The organism is Acinetobacter sp. NIPH 2100 (assembly GCF_000369805.1).
Lineage (GTDB): Bacteria > Pseudomonadota > Gammaproteobacteria > Pseudomonadales > Moraxellaceae > Acinetobacter.
On record NZ_KB850224.1, the window covers coordinates 1,570,889 to 1,593,077 of the forward strand.

At 39.9% G+C, this 22,189-nt stretch carries 20 protein-coding genes, 1 tRNA gene and 1 pseudogene; 6 read left to right on the forward strand and 16 right to left on the reverse strand.

Going from position 1 to position 22,189, the window contains the following annotated elements; translation table 11 throughout:
* Positions 1 to 14 precede the first annotated feature (14 nt).
* The 3 genes from glnD to F887_RS10730 all read right to left on the reverse strand — a co-directional run bounded on the left by glnD (position 15) and on the right by F887_RS10730 (position 4,477).
* A complete protein-coding gene (glnD, locus tag F887_RS10740; RefSeq protein WP_005293278.1) occupies positions 15 to 2,678 on the reverse strand; it encodes a [protein-PII] uridylyltransferase in 2,664 nt (887 codons plus the stop codon).
* 71 nt (positions 2,679 to 2,749) lie between these two features.
* Positions 2,750 to 3,967, reverse strand: a complete 1,218-nt coding sequence (gene purT / locus F887_RS10735; protein ID WP_171067454.1) for a formate-dependent phosphoribosylglycinamide formyltransferase — start codon at positions 3,965 to 3,967, stop codon at positions 2,750 to 2,752.
* 120 nt (positions 3,968 to 4,087) lie between these two features.
* Complete coding sequence (locus tag F887_RS10730; protein ID WP_005293282.1) at positions 4,088 to 4,477, reverse strand: tautomerase family protein; 390 nt, start codon at positions 4,475 to 4,477, stop codon at positions 4,088 to 4,090.
* 187 nt (positions 4,478 to 4,664) lie between these two features.
* On the opposite strand from F887_RS10730, the gene F887_RS10725 reads away from it, so the two are divergent.
* Entirely contained in the window at positions 4,665 to 5,129 is a 465-nt protein-coding gene (locus tag F887_RS10725; protein WP_005293284.1) for a hypothetical protein, read from the forward strand.
* Between the two features lie 64 nt (positions 5,130 to 5,193).
* Here the strand turns inward: F887_RS10725 and F887_RS10720 are convergent, their stop codons facing one another.
* Together F887_RS10720 and F887_RS10715 are read right to left on the reverse strand one after the other, a co-directional pair.
* Entirely contained in the window at positions 5,194 to 5,511 is a 318-nt protein-coding gene (locus tag F887_RS10720; RefSeq protein ID WP_032862829.1) for a hypothetical protein, read from the reverse strand.
* A gap of 204 nt (positions 5,512 to 5,715) precedes the next feature.
* Positions 5,716 to 6,420: a Crp/Fnr family transcriptional regulator gene (locus F887_RS10715; RefSeq protein ID WP_005293287.1), complete on the reverse strand. Its 705-nt coding sequence runs from the start codon at positions 6,418 to 6,420 to the stop codon at positions 5,716 to 5,718.
* 106 nt (positions 6,421 to 6,526) lie between these two features.
* On the opposite strand from F887_RS10715, the gene F887_RS10710 reads away from it, so the two are divergent.
* Positions 6,527 to 7,060: an Mpo1 family 2-hydroxy fatty acid dioxygenase gene (locus F887_RS10710; RefSeq protein WP_005293289.1), complete on the forward strand. Its 534-nt coding sequence runs from the start codon at positions 6,527 to 6,529 to the stop codon at positions 7,058 to 7,060.
* 144 nt (positions 7,061 to 7,204) lie between these two features.
* Here the strand turns inward: F887_RS10710 and ychF are convergent, their stop codons facing one another.
* The 7 genes from ychF to F887_RS10675 all read right to left on the reverse strand — a co-directional run bounded on the left by ychF (position 7,205) and on the right by F887_RS10675 (position 14,836).
* Entirely contained in the window at positions 7,205 to 8,296 is a 1,092-nt protein-coding gene (gene ychF, locus F887_RS10705; RefSeq protein WP_005293291.1) for a redox-regulated ATPase YchF, read from the reverse strand.
* Between the two features lie 94 nt (positions 8,297 to 8,390).
* The gene (locus F887_RS10700; RefSeq protein WP_005152295.1) at positions 8,391 to 9,050 is read right to left on the reverse strand and encodes a methionine ABC transporter permease; all 660 of its coding nucleotides are present in this window, start codon (positions 9,048 to 9,050) and stop codon (positions 8,391 to 8,393) included.
* Entirely contained in the window at positions 9,031 to 10,101 is a 1,071-nt protein-coding gene (locus tag F887_RS10695; protein ID WP_005293293.1) for a methionine ABC transporter ATP-binding protein, read from the reverse strand. Before F887_RS10695 ends, F887_RS10700 begins: the two co-directional genes overlap by 20 nt.
* Positions 10,102 to 10,112: 11 nt before the next feature.
* Positions 10,113 to 10,943: a MetQ/NlpA family ABC transporter substrate-binding protein gene (locus F887_RS10690; RefSeq protein WP_005293295.1), complete on the reverse strand. Its 831-nt coding sequence runs from the start codon at positions 10,941 to 10,943 to the stop codon at positions 10,113 to 10,115.
* Between the two features lie 35 nt (positions 10,944 to 10,978).
* Complete coding sequence (locus F887_RS10685; protein WP_005293296.1) at positions 10,979 to 12,391, reverse strand: LLM class flavin-dependent oxidoreductase; 1,413 nt, start codon at positions 12,389 to 12,391, stop codon at positions 10,979 to 10,981.
* Positions 12,391 to 13,614: an SfnB family sulfur acquisition oxidoreductase gene (locus tag F887_RS10680; RefSeq protein WP_005293298.1), complete on the reverse strand. Its 1,224-nt coding sequence runs from the start codon at positions 13,612 to 13,614 to the stop codon at positions 12,391 to 12,393. Before F887_RS10680 ends, F887_RS10685 begins: the two co-directional genes overlap by 1 nt.
* 10 nt (positions 13,615 to 13,624) lie before the next feature.
* On the reverse strand, positions 13,625 to 14,836 hold the full coding sequence (locus F887_RS10675) for an SfnB family sulfur acquisition oxidoreductase (RefSeq protein ID WP_005293302.1): 1,212 nt from the start codon (positions 14,834 to 14,836) through the stop codon (positions 13,625 to 13,627).
* Between the two features lie 358 nt (positions 14,837 to 15,194).
* On the opposite strand from F887_RS10675, the gene F887_RS10670 reads away from it, so the two are divergent.
* Positions 15,195 to 15,965 carry a glutathione S-transferase family protein gene (locus tag F887_RS10670; RefSeq protein WP_005293304.1) on the forward strand — a complete coding sequence of 257 codons (771 nt, stop codon included), beginning with the start codon at positions 15,195 to 15,197 and terminating at the stop codon, positions 15,963 to 15,965.
* A 457-nt stretch (positions 15,966 to 16,422) separates the two neighbouring features.
* Entirely contained in the window at positions 16,423 to 16,893 is a 471-nt protein-coding gene (locus tag F887_RS10665) for an Lrp/AsnC family transcriptional regulator (RefSeq protein WP_004771770.1), read from the forward strand.
* A gap of 44 nt (positions 16,894 to 16,937) precedes the next feature.
* Here F887_RS10665 and F887_RS10660 read toward each other — a convergent pair whose 3' ends face one another.
* The gene (locus F887_RS10660; RefSeq protein WP_005293306.1) at positions 16,938 to 17,687 is read right to left on the reverse strand and encodes a YebC/PmpR family DNA-binding transcriptional regulator; all 750 of its coding nucleotides are present in this window, start codon (positions 17,685 to 17,687) and stop codon (positions 16,938 to 16,940) included.
* A 142-nt stretch (positions 17,688 to 17,829) separates the two neighbouring features.
* Positions 17,830 to 18,387 carry a 1-acyl-sn-glycerol-3-phosphate acyltransferase gene (locus F887_RS10655; RefSeq protein ID WP_005293309.1) on the reverse strand — a complete coding sequence of 186 codons (558 nt, stop codon included), beginning with the start codon at positions 18,385 to 18,387 and terminating at the stop codon, positions 17,830 to 17,832.
* Positions 18,388 to 18,655: 268 nt separating this feature from the next.
* Here F887_RS10655 and F887_RS10650 point away from each other — a divergent pair.
* Both F887_RS10650 and F887_RS10645 read left to right on the forward strand, forming a co-directional pair.
* Positions 18,656 to 18,732: transfer RNA gene (locus tag F887_RS10650), tRNA-Ile, on the forward strand.
* Positions 18,733 to 19,357: 625 nt separating this feature from the next.
* Positions 19,358 to 19,783: a hypothetical protein gene (locus F887_RS10645; protein ID WP_005293312.1), complete on the forward strand. Its 426-nt coding sequence runs from the start codon at positions 19,358 to 19,360 to the stop codon at positions 19,781 to 19,783.
* A 26-nt stretch (positions 19,784 to 19,809) separates the two neighbouring features.
* Here the strand turns inward: F887_RS10645 and F887_RS10640 are convergent.
* A pseudogene (locus F887_RS10640) lies at positions 19,810 to 20,961 on the reverse strand (catalase family protein).
* A 120-nt stretch (positions 20,962 to 21,081) separates the two neighbouring features.
* Entirely contained in the window at positions 21,082 to 22,188 is a 1,107-nt protein-coding gene (locus F887_RS10635; protein ID WP_005293318.1) for an FAD-dependent monooxygenase, read from the reverse strand.
* Position 22,189: the final 1 nt, after the last annotated feature.

Sequence of the window (22,189 nt, forward strand, 5' to 3'; positions counted from 1 at the left end):
CCAAACAATAAAATTTAAGATGGATTACAAATTTGATTCGATGCTTCATCTAAAGCGGCTTTTAAGCTTTCCGCAAAAGTTTTCACTTCTTCATCGGTGAGCAAGACACCATTTTTCTTGGTGACAAAGAAAATATCTTCCGCACGTTCGCCCAGCGTGGCAATTCGTGCAGAATGGATATCCAAACCTTGCAGCATAAATAGGCCACCAATACGTGCCAATAGACCTGGGTGATCGAGCGTCGAGATTTCGACCATGTGTTGCTGTAAGGTCGGGTTGAGGACGATATCCACGGTATTCTGCACATCAAAATGGCGTAAATGACGTGGGATACGGCGTTGCATGATACCTGGATACTGATCTGAATGGCTCAATGCATCAATCAAAGCGTCTTTTACTTTGCGTTCGCGATCAGGATCCGTCAACAAGGTACCAAAACGGTCAAGCACTAAGTAAGTATCGAGACTGAATGAGGTCGAAGCCGTAATAATACGTGCATCTTGAACATCAAGATTCATACGGTCTAACACGGCCACCGTTGTGGCAAATAAGTTTGGCTGATCGCGGGTGTAGATAAAGATCTGAACTGCATCGTCCGCAGCATTACGGTGTGCACGCAATAACACCAATGGTTCTGGATTATCGCCGTGTTGTAGAATGGCTTGGGTATGCCATGCAATTTCATTGGCCGATTCTTTGACAAAGTATTCATCGCCCAATTCTTGCCAAACTTTCTCCACTTCAGCAAGCGAAAAGTCATTCACCAACAGTTCACTGGCAGCAAATTTGGTGTCCTCGATCAGCATTTGATAGTCGACTGGGCGGCCCAAACCTGAACGGATCACGTCACGTGCATAGGTATACAGCTGACGCATTAACGAAGCTCGCCATGTATTCCACAGTTTTGGATTAGTTGCATTAATATCTGCAACGGTCAGGGTATAGAGATAATCTAAATGCTCCATATCGCCGACTTTTTCAGCAAATTCTCTAACCTCATCTGGGTCGGAAATATCTTTTTTCTGTGCAGTGAGCGACATCAATAAGTGATTGTTAATCAGCCACGCAACCAGTTTGCATTCACGCTCAGTAAAACCATGGGTACGACAGAATTCAATCGCATCAAGTGCCCCAAGTTCACTATGATCACCACCACGACCTTTGGCAATGTCATGGAAAATTGCAGCCATATAGACGATGTCATGGCGGGCAATACGTTGGAATACCGAACTCACCACGGGGAATTCTTTCGCAAATTCAGGTTCTTTAAAACGACTTAAATTACGAAGGAGCAGAAGGGTATGCGCATCGACGGTATAAATATGGAATAAGTCGTATTGCATCAATCCTGTAATTTGTCCAAAGGCAGGGATGTAATTACCAAGAACACCGTAACGCTTCATCGCCACCATAGTGTCATAGAGGTGCGGCGAGCGAATAATCGACATAAACAAGGCTTGATGTTCTGGATTATCGCGGAAACGTTGGTCAATTCGTTTTGCTGCAAGCACCAGTAGACGCAAAGTACGGGCACGAATACCCGTAATTTCTGGACGATTTGCCAACAGAAAGAACAATTCTAAAATCGCACTTGGCTCTTCAGAAAATACTTTATGATGTTGAACGGCAAGTTTGCCATCGACAATTTTAAAACGCTCATTAATCTCGATAATGTCACGTTCATAATCAGGCAGACGCGGTGTAATCACCGACTCATTGAAATAGGCCAGTAGCATTTCATTCAGTGTTGAGACTTGTTGTGCAGTTCGATAGTAACGCTTCATGAACTGTTCAACCGCAAAATTAACCGGTTGGCCTTCTTCACGAACATAGCCAAATTTTGCTGCAATATCACGTTGATATTCAAACAACAGGCGGTTTTCATCACGCTTTGCTAAACGGTGTAAATGGGTACGGATTTCCCACAAAAAGCTTTCAGCCTCTTCCAGTACACCCAACTCAAATTCAGTGATAAAACCCAAATGAACCAGATCATAAATACGATTGACACGGAAATGGCGTTTGGCAATCCAACCAATTTGGTTAATATCACGAATACCCCCCGGAGCATTTTTAATGTCGGGCTCTAGGTTGCTTTCCGTATTATTATGCTGTGCATAGCGTTTGGCTTGCTCGACCATTTTGGCATCATAGAAGGTTTTATCCGTCCATGTTTGCGCCACAATACGGCGTGGCCATTTTGCCAACTGCTCGTTGCCCATAATCAGACGAGCTTCAATCAGCGTGGTCGCAACGGTTAAATCGTTAATGGCTTGTTCGACACAATTCTGAATGGTCCGAACACTGATCCCTGGTTTGAAATTACCCACATCCCATAAGGAAGAAATAAAAGTTGAGATCAGTTTTTCTTGTTCTTCGTTGATATCATCTTCAGATAAAATCATGATATCGGTATCTGAATATGGCAGCATTTCATGGCGACCATAACCACCGACTGCAAATAAGCCCAACTCTGTTTGGTCAAGGCCTGCATGATTCCAAAGAAAAATCAGCGCTTCGTCAATGGAGTCTGAACGTGCGCCAATCACTTCACGAATGGGTTGTCCATTTTCATAACTCTCCTGTAATTGCTGTTCTACATCCTTACGCCATTGGTTAATGGCTTGAATATCATGAAGACTGGTGACGTAGTTCAGCAATGGAGAGGTCTTGATCATAAAGCTAGTCTTCTATCAAAGCCCCTCTAAATCAAGAGGGGAAGTTATAATGATGGCAACGAAAGGTGATCTTAAGCGTTGGTTTGTACACTCACTTGGTCTGCAGCCTGCTGAGCCAGTTCACGCGCAAGATCAGTTGTTTCTGCGCGGGCAGTTGCAACGCCCATACGGCGGCGTTTAAAACCTTCAGGTTTACCAAATAAACGTAAGTCTGTGTTTGGATTGGCTAAAGCAAGATTCAAGCCAGTGAAACTTAAATTTTTTGCATCAACACCCGCATAAATCACCGCGCTTGCAGCAACACTATGACGAGCTGTATTCACGGGCAAACCTAAAATTGCACGTGCATGCAATTCAAATTCACTTTGGAACTGTGAAGCCAAAGTCACCAGACCTGTGTCATGTGGACGAGGAGAAACTTCGCTAAACCAGACTTTATCGCCTTTGATAAATAGTTCTACACCGAAGATACCACAACCACCTAAAGCAACAGTGACTTTATTGGCAATGCGTTTTGATTCTTGTAGGGCAGCAGGTGTCATTAACTGTGGTTGCCAGCTTTCGACATAGTCGCCTGCATCTTGGCGGTGTCCAATCGGATCACAAAAATGTGTTTCGATCTCGCCAGTTTCTGGATTTTTGGCACGAACGGTGAGTAGGGTAATTTCAAAATCAAAATCAATCTGCGATTCAATAATCACTGTGCCTTGATTGACACGACCGCCTTGCATTGCATATTCCCATGCAGCATCCACTTCATCAAAACTTTTTACACGTGATTGGCCTTTGCCTGAAGAAGACATTACTGGTTTTACAAAGTTTGGATAACCGATGTCATCACAGGCAGCGCGGAAGCTTTCCAAGGTATTGGCAAAGCGGTAGGCAGAGGTCGGTAAGCCAAGTTCTTCTGCTGCTAAACGACGAATTCCTTCACGGTTCATGGTGAGGTTAACAGCTTTAGCCGATGGAATCACTGTTGCAGTTTGGCTTTGTTCAATTTCAACTAAAACTTCAGTCGCAATTGCTTCAATTTCAGGAACAATTAAATTTGGTTTGATCTTTTCAATCAGTTGCTTTAACTCAGTTGGATCCGCCATATTCAGGGTATAAGCATGATGAGCTACTTGCATCGCTGGTGCATGATCATAGCGATCCGCAGCATGAACTTCGACACCCAAGCGTTGTAAAGAAATCACAACTTCTTTACCTAGCTCTCCAGAACCTAACAGTAAAACCTTAAATGCAGAAGATTGAAGTGGAGTTCCTAGAGTGACGCTCATGCGAATAATCCTATCCTGAGTAATTTGCGTTTAAGCATAGCAGAACTTTTTGCTGAATTAAGCTTATATGACACAAAAAACATGGTTTTTGTTAGACAGAAAATAGCACTTGAATGTTGATTTGTCTGTTTAAACATTGACCTGATAATTGAGTAGTAATTCATCTGCATTTTGTCCGCGAATCCCCCAATTACATTTAGGCGTTTCAAAAATTGTGATTTCAATGTCTTGGGTTGAAATCCCACATTGCTGCTGGACATAAGTAAAAATGCTTTGAATCAAGCGTTTTTTTGCTTCAGTGCTTCTGCCTTCAAACATAGAAATTTCAATAATCAGATAGTGCGGACTACGATCATTCGGATAGATAAAGTCTTCTTTTTCTAGTGCAATAAAACGCTGAAATTTCTTTTCGATGGGATAATTCAAACTTTCCACTAGCGCTTGATGTATGGCATGAGAAAGTTGATTCCTAAACTGCTCAATCGTGGGTTTTAAGGCATAAATCTTGATTTGTGACATTGTGGATTTCTTCCTTCTCTGAGTTTTAATTTTATATATATGGACAAGTCTGACTTTATGCTGAACAAGACTATAAAATCAAATGCTTAGAGTAAAAGGCATTCTGCTGAGTAAATAAGTAACAAACATTGAGAATTATTCCCAAATTGACTAGCATAATGTCCAAATGTTTCCTCGGCGATTTGCTATGTTTAATTCAAACTCTCCTGTAGCTGCAATCCTGTTATGCAGTGCGTTTTTATTGGCTGCTTGCGGAAACTCAAATAATGAGCCAAAAGAAAAGGTAGAAATCAAACCTGCGCCAAAACTCAACAATGATGCAACAACCTATGCCAATGCAGCATGGAAGTTGATTAATGACATTGATTCGATTGTTTATGATCAGCAAGTTGCTGAGATTGAAGAACAAGTCAGGAAGCCTTTACGTCAACTCAGTACAGATTGGCGTATCAATGTCAAAATGACTGACTCAGTGACGGAAGGGAAGTATGCACTTTGCCGTAAAGCACTCACCAGCTTGGATACATGGGCACGTGATGTAAAAGACAATGCCAATGCGTCTACTCAAAAGCAGGCTGATTATGAGCGTGATAAAGCACAGTGTAAGGATGCAATTGATAATCCTGCTTTAGGAAATACCTCACCGAAATAATTTGATAGCAATAAAAAAGCGAGATCATAAATCTCGCTTTTTTATGGTTAAAGTTATCACTCACTTATGATGTTTTTACTGTCTTGGCTGCTTCCTGTTTTGCTTTGCTTGCAGTAGTACTGGTCACTTTCTTGGTATCAGACGCAGCTTTCATGGCTTCGTGTTTACTTGTATCTTTGGTTTTGATCGCTTCTTTTTTAGCAGTATTTGTCGCTTTGACTGTTTCTTTCTTGGTTTTGACTACACCAGCGGCCACACATTTTCCACCTTTATGATTTGGTCCTGTACCACCTTGGAGTTGGGTTCCTTTTGGGCAGGCAAATGCGCTAGCGCTTAATACGGTAAATAAACCTGAGGTTAGAATCGTTGCAATTTTTCTCATGATTGTCATCTGCATCGGATAAGCGATAGTGCTTAGCTTTAATGTAGATGGATTGAAGTCAATAAAGCAGATTGATTTTGTGAAATATTTTAGAGCATGCGTAGCATTTTATAGTAAGAGTTTGTCTTTTAATTTATGTTTAAGTTTAGAAGCATATTGCAAAAATAGCATTACTTAGCGATTTAAAATAAAAAGATTCTATGCTTATTCTTTGAGATGACCCACTGTTGCCAGCTTTCTGAGTCCATCAAGATCAATCACTTCAATTTTTTTAAATCCTAAATGAATGACTCCCTGTTTCTCGAACAGGTTCAATTCCTGATTCACTGTTTGTCTTGATACGGTCAGCATATTGGCCAATTGGTCTTGTGAGATTTGAATATGAAAATCTTGGATAAAGGAACGGTTGCCATAACCTTCTAAGATAAATAATAGACGCTGTGCCAGACGTTGGCTAATGCTCTGCGTTTGAATCGCAATTTGCTCTAAAAAGACGTAACGTAATTTCTGACTGGTCAGTAAAGCGAAGTAGTACCAATAATAAGGATTTTGTAGCAAAAAATCATGTAAAGGCAGGGCAGGAATTTGTAGCACGACACTCTTTTTCAATGCAATTGCATCATGCGAACGGGGTTGTTGATCGATGAGTGATATTTCACCAAACCACATGATCGGCTCTGCAATGGCGGCAATCGCTTCATTACCATTCACATCGATATAACCTAGGCTGATGGAACCTTCCAAAACACCATAAACACCGTCAAAAATATCTTGAGCACTAAACACCGCAGCATTTTTTTCAACGATATATTTCTTGCCACGCTCAATAATAAATTTTTGAAAGGGTTCAGCCAGATGACTAAACCAAGCGTTTTGCTGCAAATGTTCGATATAAATTGGGTCTAGCACAACATTTCCTTTGTTAAAAATAGATCCATATGTCAGCTACATGACAACTTCACATTGATATTTCTTATAGATTAACAGCATAAACGAATTATATGAGGAATGAGAAATGACAAATTTGGAACGTCTGCTCAGCCAGTATGCGGCTTATCACTTAGATCGAAGTAATATAGTGACCCATTTTGTGGGGATTCCGTTAATTGTTTTTTCCACTTTATGCTTAACTGCCCGTGCAGGTGTGGACATTTCAGGTGTTTCAATTACCTTAGCACTGGTGCTGATCGTTCTCAGTACACTCTATTATATTTCACTAGATAAACTATTCGGCATTCTCATGCTGATTTTATTCGTATTGGTTTATCCATTCGCTGTCAAAATTGCAGCTTTACCAATGTGGAGTTGGTTAGGTGCCAGTATTGGTATTTTTGTGGTGGGGTGGGTATTTCAATTTATCGGTCATTATTTTGAGAAGAAAAAACCTGCCTTTGTTGACGATTTGATTGGTTTGGCGATCGGACCATTATTTGTGCTGGCAGAATTTGTTTTCTTGCTCGGATTCCGTAAGCCTTTACATGAGCGTATTTTAAAAGAAGCGCAAATGAAACGTGCTGAAATGGATATGAAGCCGCAAACAGTGTCTTAAATTAACTATTTCAGTAAGAGGAAGCCAATACTATTCGGTGTTGGCTTTTTTATTTAAGCAATAAATGCTTTTAAACGTTCAGGCTACTCAATAAAAAACCGCCAATAAGCGCATTATTGGCGGTTTAGCTATCACAATACTGATTTAAACGTTAAAACGGAAATGCAATACGTCGCCGTCTTGAACGACATAAGTTTTACCTTCTAAACGCCATTTACCTGCTTCTTTGGCACCGTTTTCACCGTTGTATTGAATGAAGTCATCATATGCAACACATTCTGCACGGATAAAACCTTTCTCAAAGTCAGTGTGAATGACACCAGCTGCTTGTGGCGCAGTTGCACCGACTTTAACGGTCCAAGCACGAACTTCTTGTACACCTGCAGTGAAGTAGGTCTGTAAGCCAAGTAAACTATAACCTGCACGAATCACCACGTTTAGACCAGGTTCTTCCATACCCATTGCTTCAAGGAATTCAGAGCGATCTTCATCTTCTAATAATGAAATCTCAGCTTCGATCTGGTTGCAAAGGGGAACAACAATGGCATTTTCTTCAGCAGCAAGTTTTTTTACTGCGTCAAGGTGTGGATTATTTTCAAAACCATCTTCTGCTACGTTGGCAATATACATGGTTGGTTTAAGCGTCATTAAACCGAAACCGCGAACAGCTTTACGTTCGTCATCAGAAAGATCAGCCGCACGTGCTGGTTTGCCTTCATCAAGCAAAGGCTGAATTTTTTCTAAAACCGCTTTGGTTGCAAGCGCTTCTTTGTCACCACCTTTTGCTGCTTTAGTCAAACGTAGCAAAGCTTTTGCAACAGTATCAAGATCCGCAAGTGCAAGTTCGGTATTGATCGTTGCGATATCATCTAATGGGTCAATTTTACCATTCACATGAATGACGTTTTCATCTTCAAAGCAACGTACCACGTGTGCAATGGCATCTGTTTCACGGATATTGGCAAGGAATTGGTTACCCAAACCTTCACCTTTTGATGCACCTGCAACGAGGCCTGCAATATCAACGAATTCCATCGTAGTCGGAATAACACGTTGTGGTTTAACAATTGTTGTAAGTTTATCTAAGCGTGGATCTGGAACAGGTACAATCCCTGTATTCGGTTCAATGGTACAAAATGGAAAGTTTTCAGCAGCAATCGCTGCCTTTGTTAATGCATTAAATAATGTAGATTTACCTACGTTTGGCAGACCAACAATACCGCAATTAAAACCCATGAAACCACTCACAAATGTGTTATTTAAAAATTGCTGCTGATTTTACATGAAAGCCATGACAAAGTCATGGCTCGAGCGGATTATCAATTCGACATTAAACTTTGCGTTTATCGAGCTGTTTGGCAATATTATCGCCTGTACTTTGGACGAGCATGACCAAGACAATCAATACCAAGATGACGGCCAACATCACTTGCATATCAAAACGTTGATAGCCATAACGATAGGCAATATCACCGAGTCCACCTGCACCAATCGCACCGGCAATGGCAGAAGAGCTGATCATGGTGACAATGGTCACGGTAAAGCCTGCAATAATCCCTGGTAAGGCTTCTGGAAGTAACACATGCCAAAGAATTTGTTTACGATTACAGCCCATCGCTTGTGCTGCTTCAATCAGGCCTTGATCGACTTCACGTAAACTGACTTCTGCAATACGGGCGAAGAAAGGAATTGCGGCAATGGTTAAAGGTACAATTGCGGCTAACACACCATAACTGGTGCCGACAATCCAACGGGTAAACGGAATTAATGCCACCATTAAAATCAGGAAGGGGACTGAACGGGTAATGTTAATCACCCAACCTAATGACTGGTTAATTTTCTTGGATGGATAAATACCAAAATCTGCAGTGCTGACGAGAATCAAGGCAATCGGTAAACCAATCAAAAATGCAAAAATGGCTGAAACACCGACCATCACTAAAGTATCGATTGTTCCTGTCAGTAGTAAATCAATGAGCTGATTGTGCATATCCGATCACCTCAAGTTGTGTAATTACAGGATGTTTTTCAAATTGTGCGTCATTTAAGTCAAATTCAAGGTTGCCAATACCAATCACCAGTGAGCCAATGGTTTGTTGTTGAATGGTGTCCACTTGACTGTGATAGATCTGAACTGGGCTATTAAAACCACCAAGCAATTCGTATAAATCAGGAACCGATTTCGATTCACTTGCGTATTTCAATTTTAAAATCTGATGGGTGGTGTGCTGGTCAAGGGTTTGGCTCAGTTCAAAGGGTAAGTTCACTTTTTCAAGATTGAGTAATTCTTGCGTGATTTGTTGTTGGGGATCTGAAAATACTGACCAGACTTGCCCAGCTTCAACAATTTCCCCTTGATCAATCACTACCACTTGATCGCAAATCTCTTGAATAACCTGCATTTCATGCGTGATCAAAACAATGGTCAAACCCAAGTCTTGATTGATCTGTTTTAACAAAGCAAGGATATTGGCAGTACTCTCGGGGTCGAGTGCCGACGTTGCTTCATCACAGAGCAGGATTTCAGGCTGAGAAACCAAAGCACGGGCGATACCGACACGTTGTTTCTGCCCACCTGAGAGTTGGGCAGGGTAATCATGATGTTTGGCACTTAATCCAACTAGTGTCAGTACATCATTAACCCGTTGTTCAATTTCAGCCTTGTCATAAGCTGCGATACGCAGCGGTAAAGCCACATTTTCCCATACGGTTTTGGCAGACATTAAATTAAAATGCTGAAAAATCATGCCAATTTTTTGTCGTGTTTTGATCAACTCAGCATGACTCAGTTCAGCAATATTTTGTTGGTGAATCAAAATACTGCCTGTATCAATTGCTTCCAGACCATTTAAGGTACGAATAAGTGATGATTTACCCGCACCGCTTTTACCGATAATGCCGACAATCTGCGCTTTAGGAATATCGAGATTAATGTCTTTTAAGGCATGTAGGCGTTGGCCCTGTATTTCATAAAATTTATTTAAGCCGCGTATTTTCAGATGTGGAACTGAAAAATCAACCTGTGATCCAAAACTCACCATCATTGTTCTCCTTACTTCCAGCCAGGGAACCAAAGTGTTGGGCCAAAATCGCTGTCTAATGCGGCTTTGACTTTCGGCGAGTTTTGATAAATCTCGACAAATTTCTGTAGTTTGTTGTCTTTATCTTGATAGTTATCACGCACCACAAATAAAATCGCATAACGCTTGTTGGTATTATCATCAAACAGTAAGGCACTTTCAGGATCAGCCGTTTTTGCCAAGCGTAAGTAATGTGGATAGCCAAAAGCTAAATCAACATCATCAATGGCACGTGCAGTTTGAGGACCTTCAACTTCGGTAAATTTCAGGTTTTTCGGATTTGCAGTAATGTCTTTTAGTGCAGAAAGGTGATTATTGCTGTCTTTAAGTTCAATCAGCTTAGCTTGTTGTAAAAGCAGTAATGCACGACCTTGATTCACGGGATCATTGGGAATGGCAACCGTTGCGCCATTTGGGAGTTCATCAAAACTTTTATATTTTTTGGAATACAGTCCTACATGTGAAGCCGCACCTGCAGCAAAGGATTTTAATTTAAACCCCGTTTCCTTAATCGCATTATCCAAGAATGGTTGATGCTGGAAAAAGTTCGCATCAATGTCACCATGATTTAAGGTAATGTTCGGCGTATTCCAATCGGAAAATTCCACCAATTTCACATTTAAACCCTGTTGTTTGGCTTCATCCGCAGCGACTTGTAGGGGATGTGCAAACGAAGGGCTAATACCAATCACTAGTTCACTGCTGTTATTGTGTCTTTGTTTATTCCAAATGAATAACGCGATAATTGCGATAACAACGACAAGGCCAATACCTAACCATTTTTTTGAGGTAGTTTGAGCCATTTATTTCTCCAATTCTATTCTTAAACGTGTAAGTGCTAAGCACTAATTTCTTCAATTCTTTTTAGATCATCGGTGTTGTTATGCGTTCTACACCGGAACTGATCGGCAGGATGGCTTGCGGCTAAATGATCGCCTTGAGCAAACAGTTTGTTACGCAGTGAACCTGTTGCATATTCAGTTTTATAACGCCCACGTTGTTGTAACTCTGGGATCACCAGTCGAATAAAATCATGATGTGATTCAGGCGCAACGGTACGGGTCAGGTTAAAACCATCGATGCCTGTCTGATCAAGCAGCTCAATCAGATATTCAGCAACTTCAGTACCACTGCCGACGATGAGAGGATAACGTCCACCGAGAACATGTTGGGCTTTCAGGTCATTTTTACTGATACGCTGTTCTTTAAATTTTTCATTGACGGAAGCAATGCTGTTGCTTTTTTGATAGGGAATCGCTTCATTATCAGCAAACTTGGCAAGGTCAATACCGACTGAGCTGGCATAATGGGCTAAACCTGCTTCAGGGCTGGCATATTGGCGATATTCAGCCAGTTTTTGTTGTGCGAGTTCGTGTGTTTCAGCCACAACAACGGTAATCCCGACAAAGATCTTAAGGCCATGCGCATCACGACCTTGTTGCGTAGCCTGCTGTCGTATCTTATTGACTTGCTGACGTATTTTTTCAGGTTGATCACCGCCAATAAAAATACATTCTGCATGACGCGTGGCGAACTGTAGTCCTTTCGGTGAAGCACCTGCCTGAAATAATGTTGGGGTACGTTGTACCGACGGCGCCACCTGAAATACACCTTGGCTTTGGTAATATTGCCCTTGATGATTGATCGAGTGGACTTTGTTTGGATCAGTAAAAATACGCTGTTGCTTATCTTTCTTTAAGGCATCATTTTCCCAAGAACCTTCCCAATATTGATAGCAAAGCTGTAGAAACTCCTCGGCCTGATCATAACGCGCATCATGATCTTTTAAGCCTTTTTGTCCAATCAGGCGTTCGGCACTATCCAGATAACCTGTGACAATATTCCAACCGAGACGACCTCGGGTTAAATGATCAAGACTGGCAAAACGGCGTGCAAATTGGTAGGGCTGTTCATAGCTTAGATTGACGGTCACGCCAAAGCTTAAATTCTGTGTCACCAAGGCCATTGCTGAAATCAGGGTCGAGGGATCATGACTAGGCAACTGGATCGACTCTTTTAAGGTCAGATCGATACCATTTTGATAGACATCATAAACGCCCGTAATATCAGCTAAAAATAAACCATCAAACAAACCTTGTTCTAAGGTTTGTGCCAATTCAGTCCAATAATTCAGTTCATTAAAGCGATGTGATTGATCACGCGGATGGGTCCATAAACCGTGATTGATATGACCAACACAGTTCATATCAAAAGCATTCAGTAAAATTTTCTTCGGGAGATTTTGACTCATCACAGTGTCCCTCGGCGTGGTGGTAAGATACCGTTCAGGACATAATTGCCAATAAAGTAATATTTCCAGCGTGCGGCATCGTGCAAGGTATGTACCCGTGCATTTCGCCAATGACGATCGAGACCATCTGCACGTTGACTGCCACGGCTGCCTGCCAATTCAATCAATTTAGAAGATGCTTTTAAGGCGGTTTCCGTACTATGCGCACGAACTTTGGCGACATCAATTGAGGCTTTGGCTAAGTTCTCTGCATTGAGTTCCTGTTTAGCGATATCAACTGATTGAGCTGCTTGTTTGAGTAATAGTTCACTGGCTTTAACATCAGTTGCTACGCGACCCAATTCAGACAGAGTTAATGGATCTTGAGTTGCTGATTCAATATTGGCATCAATCCAGGGGCGAGCCACACGCACGCGTTGTAGTGTTTCCTCAAATGCGGCACGGGCAATCCCAACTTCAATCGCAGCATGCATGATTTGTGCAAATGGTCCGACCAAAGACAACTGTTTGAAAGCGGTATCAAAAGGAATGACATCTTCTTTGGCAACGAAGACCTGATTAAACTTGACTGTGCCACTGCCTGTGGTGCGTTGACCAAAACCAGACCAGTCATCAATCAGCTCAAGGCCTTGGCTGTCGCGTTGTACAAAAGCTAGAAACTCATTACCGGCTTCATCCACCACTAAGGTTGGAATACGATGGGCGAATAGACTGCCTGTGCAATAAAACTTTTCTCCTTGAATCAGATAGCCGTTTTCACTTGGAATCAATGTGGTTTGCTTATGGGCTGAAGTGCGAGTTTTAAATTCAGCCAGTGCATTACCGAAACGAGCGCCTTGTAAAACTTCTTGATAGAGACGTTTCTTTTGTGCTTCTGTGCCTGTATTTCGCAGTACTTCCAATGCATAGAAGTGATTTTGTGGAATTTGTCCAATCGAACCATCCGCACCGCTAAACAGGGCAATGACTTTGGCTACGGTGAGGCTGGAAACCTCTGCACCGCCATACTGTTTAGGTACGGTAATCGCCCATAAACCAGACTGGCTATAGGTTTCGATTTCAGTGAACGGTAAGTTTCGATTGGCATCGCGTTCTACAGCAGCTTGTTTAAACTGTTGACTCAGTTGTGTGGCAATGTCCAGTGCTTCCGCATCGCTTCGAATGATATGTGCTGTTTTAAGATTGGTTTTGGCAAAACCTTGTAATTCTTGGTATGAGGTCATGATTTACTCCTTAAATCCAGGCATGGCGGGCAGGGTGCGTACCGTTGAGGTAATAGTCACCGATGGCATGGAATTTCCAACGCACAGGATCGTGTAAGGTGTGCACGCGGGCATTGCGCCAGTGTTGATCAAGATTATGCTGGCTCAGACTGGCGCGGCTGCCACCAAGTTCCAGTAGTTTCTCGGAGATATGCAGGGCAGCATCATTGGCATAGATTTTTGCTTCAGCCACTAAAATTGAGGCACGAGCAGCTTGCTCGGCAGAGATTTCAGTGAGTTGATCTAGTTCATCCAGATATTCGGCAGCATCATCGAGTAATAAAATGGCTGCATCGAGTAGGATGTTAAGCTTTCCGACTTCTTGCAGGGTGTAATGTTCTTCACTGGCTTTCTCTACACCTGAATCGATGATCGGTCTGGCTTTTCGAATGCTGGACAACGTGTCATCAAATGCTGCCTCGGCAATTCCTACATCAATCGCGACTTGTAAGAGCTGAGAATACGCACCGCGAACATTAGGAGTATCGGCGATGATGCGTTCATCAAAAAACAATGCAGGATCAACTTCAACATTGTTTAATTTGACTGTACCACTGGCTGTGGTGCGTTGCCCAAAGCCATTCCAGTCATTGATCACTTCCACGCCTTCGGCATGACGATCAACGATTGCCAATACGGTATAACCTTCAGGATGGAGTGCACGGATGGCTAACCAGTCTGCAAAGCTAGTTCCAGTCGAGTAAAACTTTTCACCATTTAAAAAATATTTATCATGTTCAAAATTTAGCGTCGTTTGAATGGCTTTGGTGTCTCTCGAGTTTTTCTCAGGCCCACCATTGGCAATGCGTTTGCCTGCAAGAATTTCAGTATAGATGAACTGTTTTTGTGAATCTGAACCTGTGATATTGATAAAATTTAAAAGACCAAACTGGTTTTGTGGAATTTGTCCGACATTGGCATCGGCTTTACTTAAAATACGAAACACATGTGCCAAGGTCTTATTGGAGACAAAAGCCCCTCCGTATTGTTGTGGTACACGGATTCCACCTAAACCTTTTTGACTAAAATGAATGATTTGTTCGGTGGGTAAAATACGATTTTGATCTCGATCATTTCGATCTTCTAATGCAAAGTCAGCAACTTGATAGGCAGCATTGATGGCCTGCTGATCATTTGAAATCAGTTGTGTTTGAGCTTGGATCACTGATTGATTACTGGACATGTGAGCACCTCTAATAGATAAGAGACACTTTACAAAAGTTTTACTTTTCAACTAAACCATCAGTTATGGCTTGTATATCACAATAATTCCTAAGCATTTTTTATGAGAAAAATAACAGAAAAATTAATATTAAATAGCGATTAAAAACAATAACTTGAGATGGTTGTTAATTTATTAAACAGTATAAAAAGTCCTTTTCTATGAAAGAAAGGAATATTCTCACCACGAAAATTTATAAAGATACTTCGCCAAAATTAAAAAAGATCGAGCGAAAAGGACATTGTATTCATTAGCTTTTACTTCTAAAGTAGGGAAAACCTTATGTTTGATCGAGTAGAAAAATAAATTTGGAGAGTCTATGCGGGTTTTATACCAATTTCCTTTATCTCACTATTGCGAAAAAGCTCGCTGGTTGTTAGATCATAAGGAATTGGACTATGTGGCACATAATTTAATTCCAGGTTTCCATCGCGCATTTACCTATCTAAAGTCTGGGCAATATTTATTGCCTATGCTGAAAGATGATAAGCGCTGGGTTGCTGATTCAACACAAATCGCTTTATATCTTGATACGACATATCCTGAACATGCCTTATTGAGACGTGATGAGCAATTACGTGAGCAAGCTTTAGAAATTGACAAGCTGGCAGATGAACTCGGTGTTCATGTACGCCGTTGGTCTTTGGCCCATGCGCTGTCAGTGGGTGATCATCCACTTGAAATCATGATGGGTGAACAAGGCTATTTACGTCAGTTTGAAAAAATTTCCAAACCAATTTTAAAAAGTCTGGTCTCAACCAATTACAAGTTGAACCCTGAAAAAGTCGCTCAATCGAAGTTACGTATGACTGAGTTGATTACTGATCTCAATCAGCGTTTGATCGATAATCAAGGACGTTATTTGGTAGGTGATCGTCTTGGTTTAGCTGATATTGCAGTGTGTTCTATTCTCGCGCCTTTACTGGTGATTAAAGGTACGCCGTGGGAATTGGAGAGTGATGATATTGAACAATTTAATAGCGAATTGAAACAATATTATGACTATTTACTCGACCTGCCGATTGGACAATACGTACAGCGGATTTACGCCACTGAGCGGAATGCGCGAGTTGATTGGCGTGGTTTGTAAAATATTCTGCAAGTAAAAGCCCTGATTGAAAATAATCGGGGCTTTTTTATGAGAAAGAAAATAGAAAAATGATCGATAAAGCAAAAAATAATTAGGGAATAAAATTAATTTTTAAAAGAAAATTCGTTTTAAGCAGAAAATATTAGAAATTATTGCCAAATTTACTTTAAAAAAACTGAAAAGAGGGAAATAATTATAAAAAGGCTTTGTTATCTTATGTTTCAGGGTGTGATGGGGATCGAAACGAGTTGTTCAACTATTGGGAGATCAGTTGAACAGTTGCTCAAAAGGTCTTGTTTCGGCTTTGAGACAGAGATAAACCACAAGTTTATCGGAATCATGTTTGCGTTATCCATGCAGCATCGTCAAAAGTTAAACGAATGTTTTCCCTTGACCCTTAAAAATTACTGAGTGCGCAGTTCCGATAAAAACATAAATTTAGAGTGAGAACTGTAGAATGGAATTGGATCGTTTTGATAAACAGATTCTTGAAATTTTAACCCATGAAGATGTCAATCTGAATGAGCTATCAGAGCGTATTAATCTTTCTGTAAGTTCTGTGCATCGTCGTATTAAAAATTTGATTGAATCCCAAGTGATGGGACAGCTCAAACGCGAAATTAATTTTAATAAACTTGGTTTTAGCTTACATATTCTGTTGCAGGTTTCATTAAGCAAACACGACAGTGAAACTTTTGATAAGTTCTTGCAAGAACTTGAAGATATTCCAGAAGTGACCAATGCCTTTTTAGTGACAGGGCAGAGTGCTGATTTTATCTTGGAATTGGTGGCGCGTAATATGGATGACTATAGTGAAATCTTATTACGTCGTATTGGTAAGATTGATAGCGTAGTTGCACTGCATTCAAGCTTTGTGATCAAAGAATACAATGTTTTTAACTGCTATAAACTTTTAAATAAATTATAAAAAAATGCATCTAAAAAGATGCATTTTTTGATCATCAGAACGTATTAGGCATCAAGTTGAGCTAATACTTCTTCAGAGAATTCAACGTTGGTATAAACGTTTTGAACATCATCAAGATCTTCAAGCATATCAATCATTTTCAAGATTTGTTTTGCTTGATCGATATCTGTGATTTCAGCTTTAGTCGATGGGCTCATCACAACTTCAGCATTGTCAGATTTTAAACCTGCTGCTGTAAGTGCATCCTGAACATCACCAAAGCTCTCTGGGCTAGTAATCACCAAGATACTGTCTTCATCGATCTCGATATCATCAGCACCCGCTTCTAATGCGATGTCCATGATCTTGTCTTCTAAAGAAACATCTTCAAAAGAAATTTCGCCACGCTTGGTAAACAAGTAGGCAACAGAACCATTGGTCCCCAAATTACCGTTGGTTTTGCTGAAACAGTGACGTACATCTGGAACGGTACGGTTTAAGTTATCTGTCATTGTTTCAATGATAACTGCAACGCCACCAACACCATAACCTTCATAGGTGATTTCTTTTAAATCATCATTATCTTCGCCGCCAGCACCACGTTGGATTGCACGGTTAATCGTGTCACGTGTCATATTCACTGAAAGTGCTTTTTCAACAACAGCACGCAGACGAGGGTTACTCGCCGCATCCGGACCGCCCAAACGTGCAGCAGTCACGATTTCACGGATGTATTTAGTAAAAACTTTACCGCGACTCGCATCTTGTTTCGCTTTACGATGCTTAATATTGGCCCATTTAGAATGACCCGCCATGGAAGTAACTCCAAAAAATTAAAACTTAAAAAAGTGCAGGAATATTAGCATAGCGATGGTTTTGTTGAAAACTCTCGTACCCTAAATTCAAAATTTAAAATCTTGATCAAGTTTCAAAAATTGATCAAATAGACTGAATGTTTTAGTTAATTTTGACATCAATATCATATTCAGCATAAAGCGCTTTGATTTTTTCCAGATCCTGTTGCAGATCGGTCGGGTAGATTTTACCCAAGATACCACCTTGTTTGGTACGAGCATTGGCATACATCAAAATGATGGGCACATTGGCTGCTTTGGCAATATGCCAAAAACCCGTGCGGATGGGTTTGCGCTCTTCCCCATCTTTCGCACGTGTTGCCTCAGGTGCAATCACTAGATTAAAGCTGTCATTTTGGTTAAACAGTTCAACCATTTGCGTCACAATATCTTTATTGGCTTTGCGGTCGACTGGAATACCACCTAAACGTTCTAAGATTGGTTTTAAAGGACCTTTGAATAATTCCTTTTTGATCAGGGTATGAATTTTAAGTTCTAATATTTCAAATAAAGCGAGGGAGAGGATCGTATCTAAGTTTGAGGTATGCTCAAATCCAATAATGACTTGTTTCTTTTCTAAAATGGTTGGATCAACCTTGTATTCCCAACCTGTTGCTTTAAAAATAGATTTTCCTAAAATTTTTCTCATGTTCGTCATCATAGGCAATGAATGGCAGCAGTGTAATACGAGTTTTCAGGAAAATACATATCCGAAAACACCAGATAAAAAGAAATTTGGATGTCTTTTTAATGATCAAAATAGTGCAATATGATCTTTACTCAAGCTGTAAAGATCAGATAGAATCAGCGCAGTTTATGATTTTTAACATTATTTTTAGTAATTTGATAAAATCATCTGCTTGTAATTTAAGTTAAATTTAACTAAGATCAGGCAGCATTAATCATACATAAAATATGATTTAAGTTTAGGGCCTATAGCTCAGTTGGTTAGAGCAGCGGACTCATAATCCGTTGGTCCCGTGTTCAAGTCACGGTGGGCCCACCATATATATCAAGCACTTACATGTACTAATTGTAAGTGCTTTTTTATTGATTAAATTTATGTAAGCGTTGTGTAGGCATTAAAACTAATAGCTCAAGTAGGGGAATAGGCATTTTTCGTCAGCAACTTTGGCGTAGCGGCTAATCTAGCCACTACAGTCATTATGGTTTAGACAGTATGACATTCAAAGAAATATAAAACGTTGGTGATAACAGTCATAAAATCAGATAGGATGATTCATCCATCAATAATGATTATGTTATTAAAAAATAAAGTAAATATGTACAAATAAATATTTAGCCATCGATTGAAGATTTAATTATTATCAATGAGGAATAAATAACTAATAATAAGATGATAATTTTTTATGGAAATTTACATAATTAAATGCATTAAATAGTACATCTGATTTAGATGAAAAAAGGAAATGAAAGCTAATATTTTTCAAATATCAGCTAAATGAAATAAAAATAATCTTTAATATTTTGAATAGAATTTAATTTTCCTATCATCGCACGAATCCTAAAATAACGAGATTTTATTAAGGGGAGCATCTTTAGTTATTTTTATTTTGTCATCTCTTATTATTTTTGCTATCTTACACTTTTTAATTTCATAGATTATTTAAGTGAAGAATATCTTAGCTTTCACCACGCTTCTATGTTTATTGGGATGTGAAAGTTTTGAAGATTATAAGAGTAAAGACTCTAATATTCTAAGTGGTTTAGAGCAAAATTTAATTGAGAATGTTAATCAAGATGATGAAAATAATTTGAGTAAAAGCTCTTCTTTTATACGGATATCAGAAATTAACTTAAATAAAGAGAACTTAATTGAAGAGTGCAAATCCTTAGTGATTTCCTATGTAAGGAAGAAAAAGACAGTCAGTTTTAATAATAGTCTCAACGGCAATTATTATATAAATAAAAAAACTGGAGACGTATATCTTTACTTAGAGTTTTGTGCGGAAAATGAGCACGGAAATGCTCAAGAATTTACAGGTGAATGTAAATTCCCAAGAGATGGTCAGAATGAGGTTACTATTTCTGGGTAATGGAAAAGATTAACGAATAGAATGGTTCATTGAGGTTCTTTTCTTTCAGCAGAATTCATTTCATGTCGAATCGTACTAATATTCTCGTAAATCACTTTACGCAATCTATTTATGGCACCTAAAGGTCTGTGCTCAGGTAGAGAATGCCAAGGTGTGAATGAAAGATTCTCACAAAATTCATTTTGATTAGGTGTATCAAAGGTCTGTTAAGGTATATAGATCGTTGCAACTTGATAAAATGGAGCTTGGCTTTCTTTCCATTCGGTCATTGAGTCTTCGACGAGCATTTTATCTGATGTTCTAGGTTGGATAAGAAATTCCATACATGCATCATCTTTTTCTAAACTATTGCGAAGAGCTTCTCTTAAAAAATCATGACTTGGTTGATTTGGGATGGTGGTTAAATTTTGAGAACAAGATCTTGCTGAATATTTAACAGCTTGCCGTTCAGTGCCTAGTCCTAATTGGTAGGGAACCATGGACCAATATCGGGTCTGTAAAGGATTCGAAATTTTTGAATTACTTGCTCTAAAAGCATTCATGGTTCCCTGAAAACCGAGAGCAAAAGGGATCTGTAATTTTTTGAGCGTACTTTCACTATTTATATCCTGTATAAAAGATAAATAGCGTTGAGGGTTATCCACAAAAAATACAGGATGATTAATCATAATAAAATCTTGTGTCATTGCTTGATCATCATTTTCCATGATCTTTTTGCCTGGAACTCCTAGAATTTTTATTGCCATACCACGGGCATCTTTCTTATAGTCAGCTTTAGTGGCATCTCCTGAAGCATTGGAGAAACGAATCCATGCTGAATAGGTCTTATCAGGTATAAAAATTCCCTTAGCTAAATTTGATGGCAAGGATTTTGAGACATGGAATTCTGCCCGAACACAGCCGTGAGCTTTAGGATGTGCATCTCGCAACGCATGGCCTGCTGCGTATTGCTGGCGGATACTTTGTCCAATCTGCTCAGATATTTGTTCAGCCAGAATCTTTTCGTTTGGTTGTAACTTTTCACCTAATTCCGTATCAATGGTTGGATAAGGGATACTGTGTGTGTTGGCTACAATATTTGTTTTTTGATGAGTATGAGCGCATCCACTCACAGCAACGAGTATTGGAGCAATCGAGCACAATAAACTAAAACGCATCAATGGCATAAAATCAAACATTTATATGCTCCTTAGCATAAAACCGTTGAGCAAAGTGCTTATTCTAATGAAAAGAATTTGGGTTGGTGTCATACGATTATCTAATTGATTGCCATACTTATGGTGACTGTTAGGTCTATATTAGTCAGTGGTTGTTTGATGCGCTTTCCAAAAGGCGCTATTTAACCATCTTTGCTCTTGTTTGTATAAAGCATATCGGCGGTTTTCATAAGTTTTTATCACCCGATTTATTTCTGCTAGGTACTGTGCTTGTGAGTGCTTATCTTTTGCAGATTGAATAATGTTTTCGACTGCTTTCATACCTGTATAAATCGCATTAAACAAGCCTTGTCCTGCAATAGGGTCAAATGCCAGTAATGCATCACCACAAGCAATCCAACCATCGCCTAATCCTTGTTTTAGCCAAGCGCTGCGAACGTCATGAGCATAGATATCTTTTTTTAGTTCTAAGTGACCTAACAGACCTGAGATTGTTGTATTTTTCCCAAGTATACTGTTCCAGTTCTGCGCATTATTATGCAATGTAGATGCTGTTTTAGGAGTGGTGTGGTAACCCATAACCCAGTGGGATTCTGAAATTTTACCTGCATATAGCCATCCATTTTTATCGGAAGAAATGATTGTTTTATTGAATGAAATATTTTTTTCAGGTGTGCAACTACGATACAACGCAACCAAAGGGATTCCTCGATGACGTTCAATACCCAATAGACGACTTATTTTAGCACTTCGACCTGTTGCATCGATTATCCATTTTGCTGAGATTGAAGTGCCACATTCCAAATGAACATTCCAGTTATTATCAATTTTTTTTAAATCTAAAATGTTGGTACTGAATTGCGGTATTTTATCAATTTGTGCGTGTTGGGCTAAAAGCGCATCAAATACTTGCCGATCTATACGCAGTCCAAAGCCATAGGGATCTTGCAGAGCGTCCGTAAATAATGCAGTTTCGCTGCCCCAAAAGGACATATTTCCACTGACACGTGGTGAATAATCTTGATGAAGATTCTGATCCTTTTGTAAAGCTTCAATCACAGATTGAAGACCAAGCTTCGTTAATAATCGAATTGCTGAGCCAGGTAGTGTTTCACCGAATTTATGTATTTTATGGCTCGGGTTGTCAATGATGATGACGGAGAATCCAGCCAACACAAGTTGTCTTGCCGCGATAATGCCAGCAGGCCCTCGACCTGCTATGCACACATCTGTGGTTAATTGATCCATT

What these genes read in the sequence shown, in the direction of transcription:
- F887_RS10635 (WP_005293318.1), bottom strand. Translation starts at nt 22,188, where the DNA reads ATGGATCAATTAACCACAGATGTGTGCATAGCAGGTCGAGGGCCTGCT.
- F887_RS10680 (WP_005293298.1), bottom strand. Translation starts at nt 13,614, where the DNA reads ATGACCTCATACCAAGAATTACAAGGTTTTGCCAAAACCAATCTTAAA.
- F887_RS10660 (WP_005293306.1), bottom strand. Translation starts at nt 17,687, where the DNA reads ATGGCGGGTCATTCTAAATGGGCCAATATTAAGCATCGTAAAGCGAAA.
- glnD (WP_005293278.1), bottom strand. Translation starts at nt 2,678, where the DNA reads ATGATCAAGACCTCTCCATTGCTGAACTACGTCACCAGTCTTCATGAT.
- F887_RS10655 (WP_005293309.1), bottom strand. Translation starts at nt 18,387, where the DNA reads ATGATGACGAACATGAGAAAAATTTTAGGAAAATCTATTTTTAAAGCA.
- F887_RS10675 (WP_005293302.1), bottom strand. Translation starts at nt 14,836, where the DNA reads ATGTCCAGTAATCAATCAGTGATCCAAGCTCAAACACAACTGATTTCA.
- F887_RS10720 (WP_032862829.1), bottom strand. Translation starts at nt 5,511, where the DNA reads ATGAGAAAAATTGCAACGATTCTAACCTCAGGTTTATTTACCGTATTA.
- F887_RS10710 (WP_005293289.1), top strand. Translation starts at nt 6,527, where the DNA reads ATGACAAATTTGGAACGTCTGCTCAGCCAGTATGCGGCTTATCACTTA.
- F887_RS10665 (WP_004771770.1), top strand. Translation starts at nt 16,423, where the DNA reads ATGGAATTGGATCGTTTTGATAAACAGATTCTTGAAATTTTAACCCAT.
- F887_RS10690 (WP_005293295.1), bottom strand. Translation starts at nt 10,943, where the DNA reads ATGGCTCAAACTACCTCAAAAAAATGGTTAGGTATTGGCCTTGTCGTT.
- ychF (WP_005293291.1), bottom strand. Translation starts at nt 8,296, where the DNA reads ATGGGTTTTAATTGCGGTATTGTTGGTCTGCCAAACGTAGGTAAATCT.
- F887_RS10730 (WP_005293282.1), bottom strand. Translation starts at nt 4,477, where the DNA reads ATGTCACAAATCAAGATTTATGCCTTAAAACCCACGATTGAGCAGTTT.
- F887_RS10685 (WP_005293296.1), bottom strand. Translation starts at nt 12,391, where the DNA reads ATGAGTCAAAATCTCCCGAAGAAAATTTTACTGAATGCTTTTGATATG.
- F887_RS10725 (WP_005293284.1), top strand. Translation starts at nt 4,665, where the DNA reads ATGTTTAATTCAAACTCTCCTGTAGCTGCAATCCTGTTATGCAGTGCG.
- F887_RS10670 (WP_005293304.1), top strand. Translation starts at nt 15,195, where the DNA reads ATGCGGGTTTTATACCAATTTCCTTTATCTCACTATTGCGAAAAAGCT.
- F887_RS10700 (WP_005152295.1), bottom strand. Translation starts at nt 9,050, where the DNA reads ATGCACAATCAGCTCATTGATTTACTACTGACAGGAACAATCGATACT.
- F887_RS10695 (WP_005293293.1), bottom strand. Translation starts at nt 10,101, where the DNA reads ATGGTGAGTTTTGGATCACAGGTTGATTTTTCAGTTCCACATCTGAAA.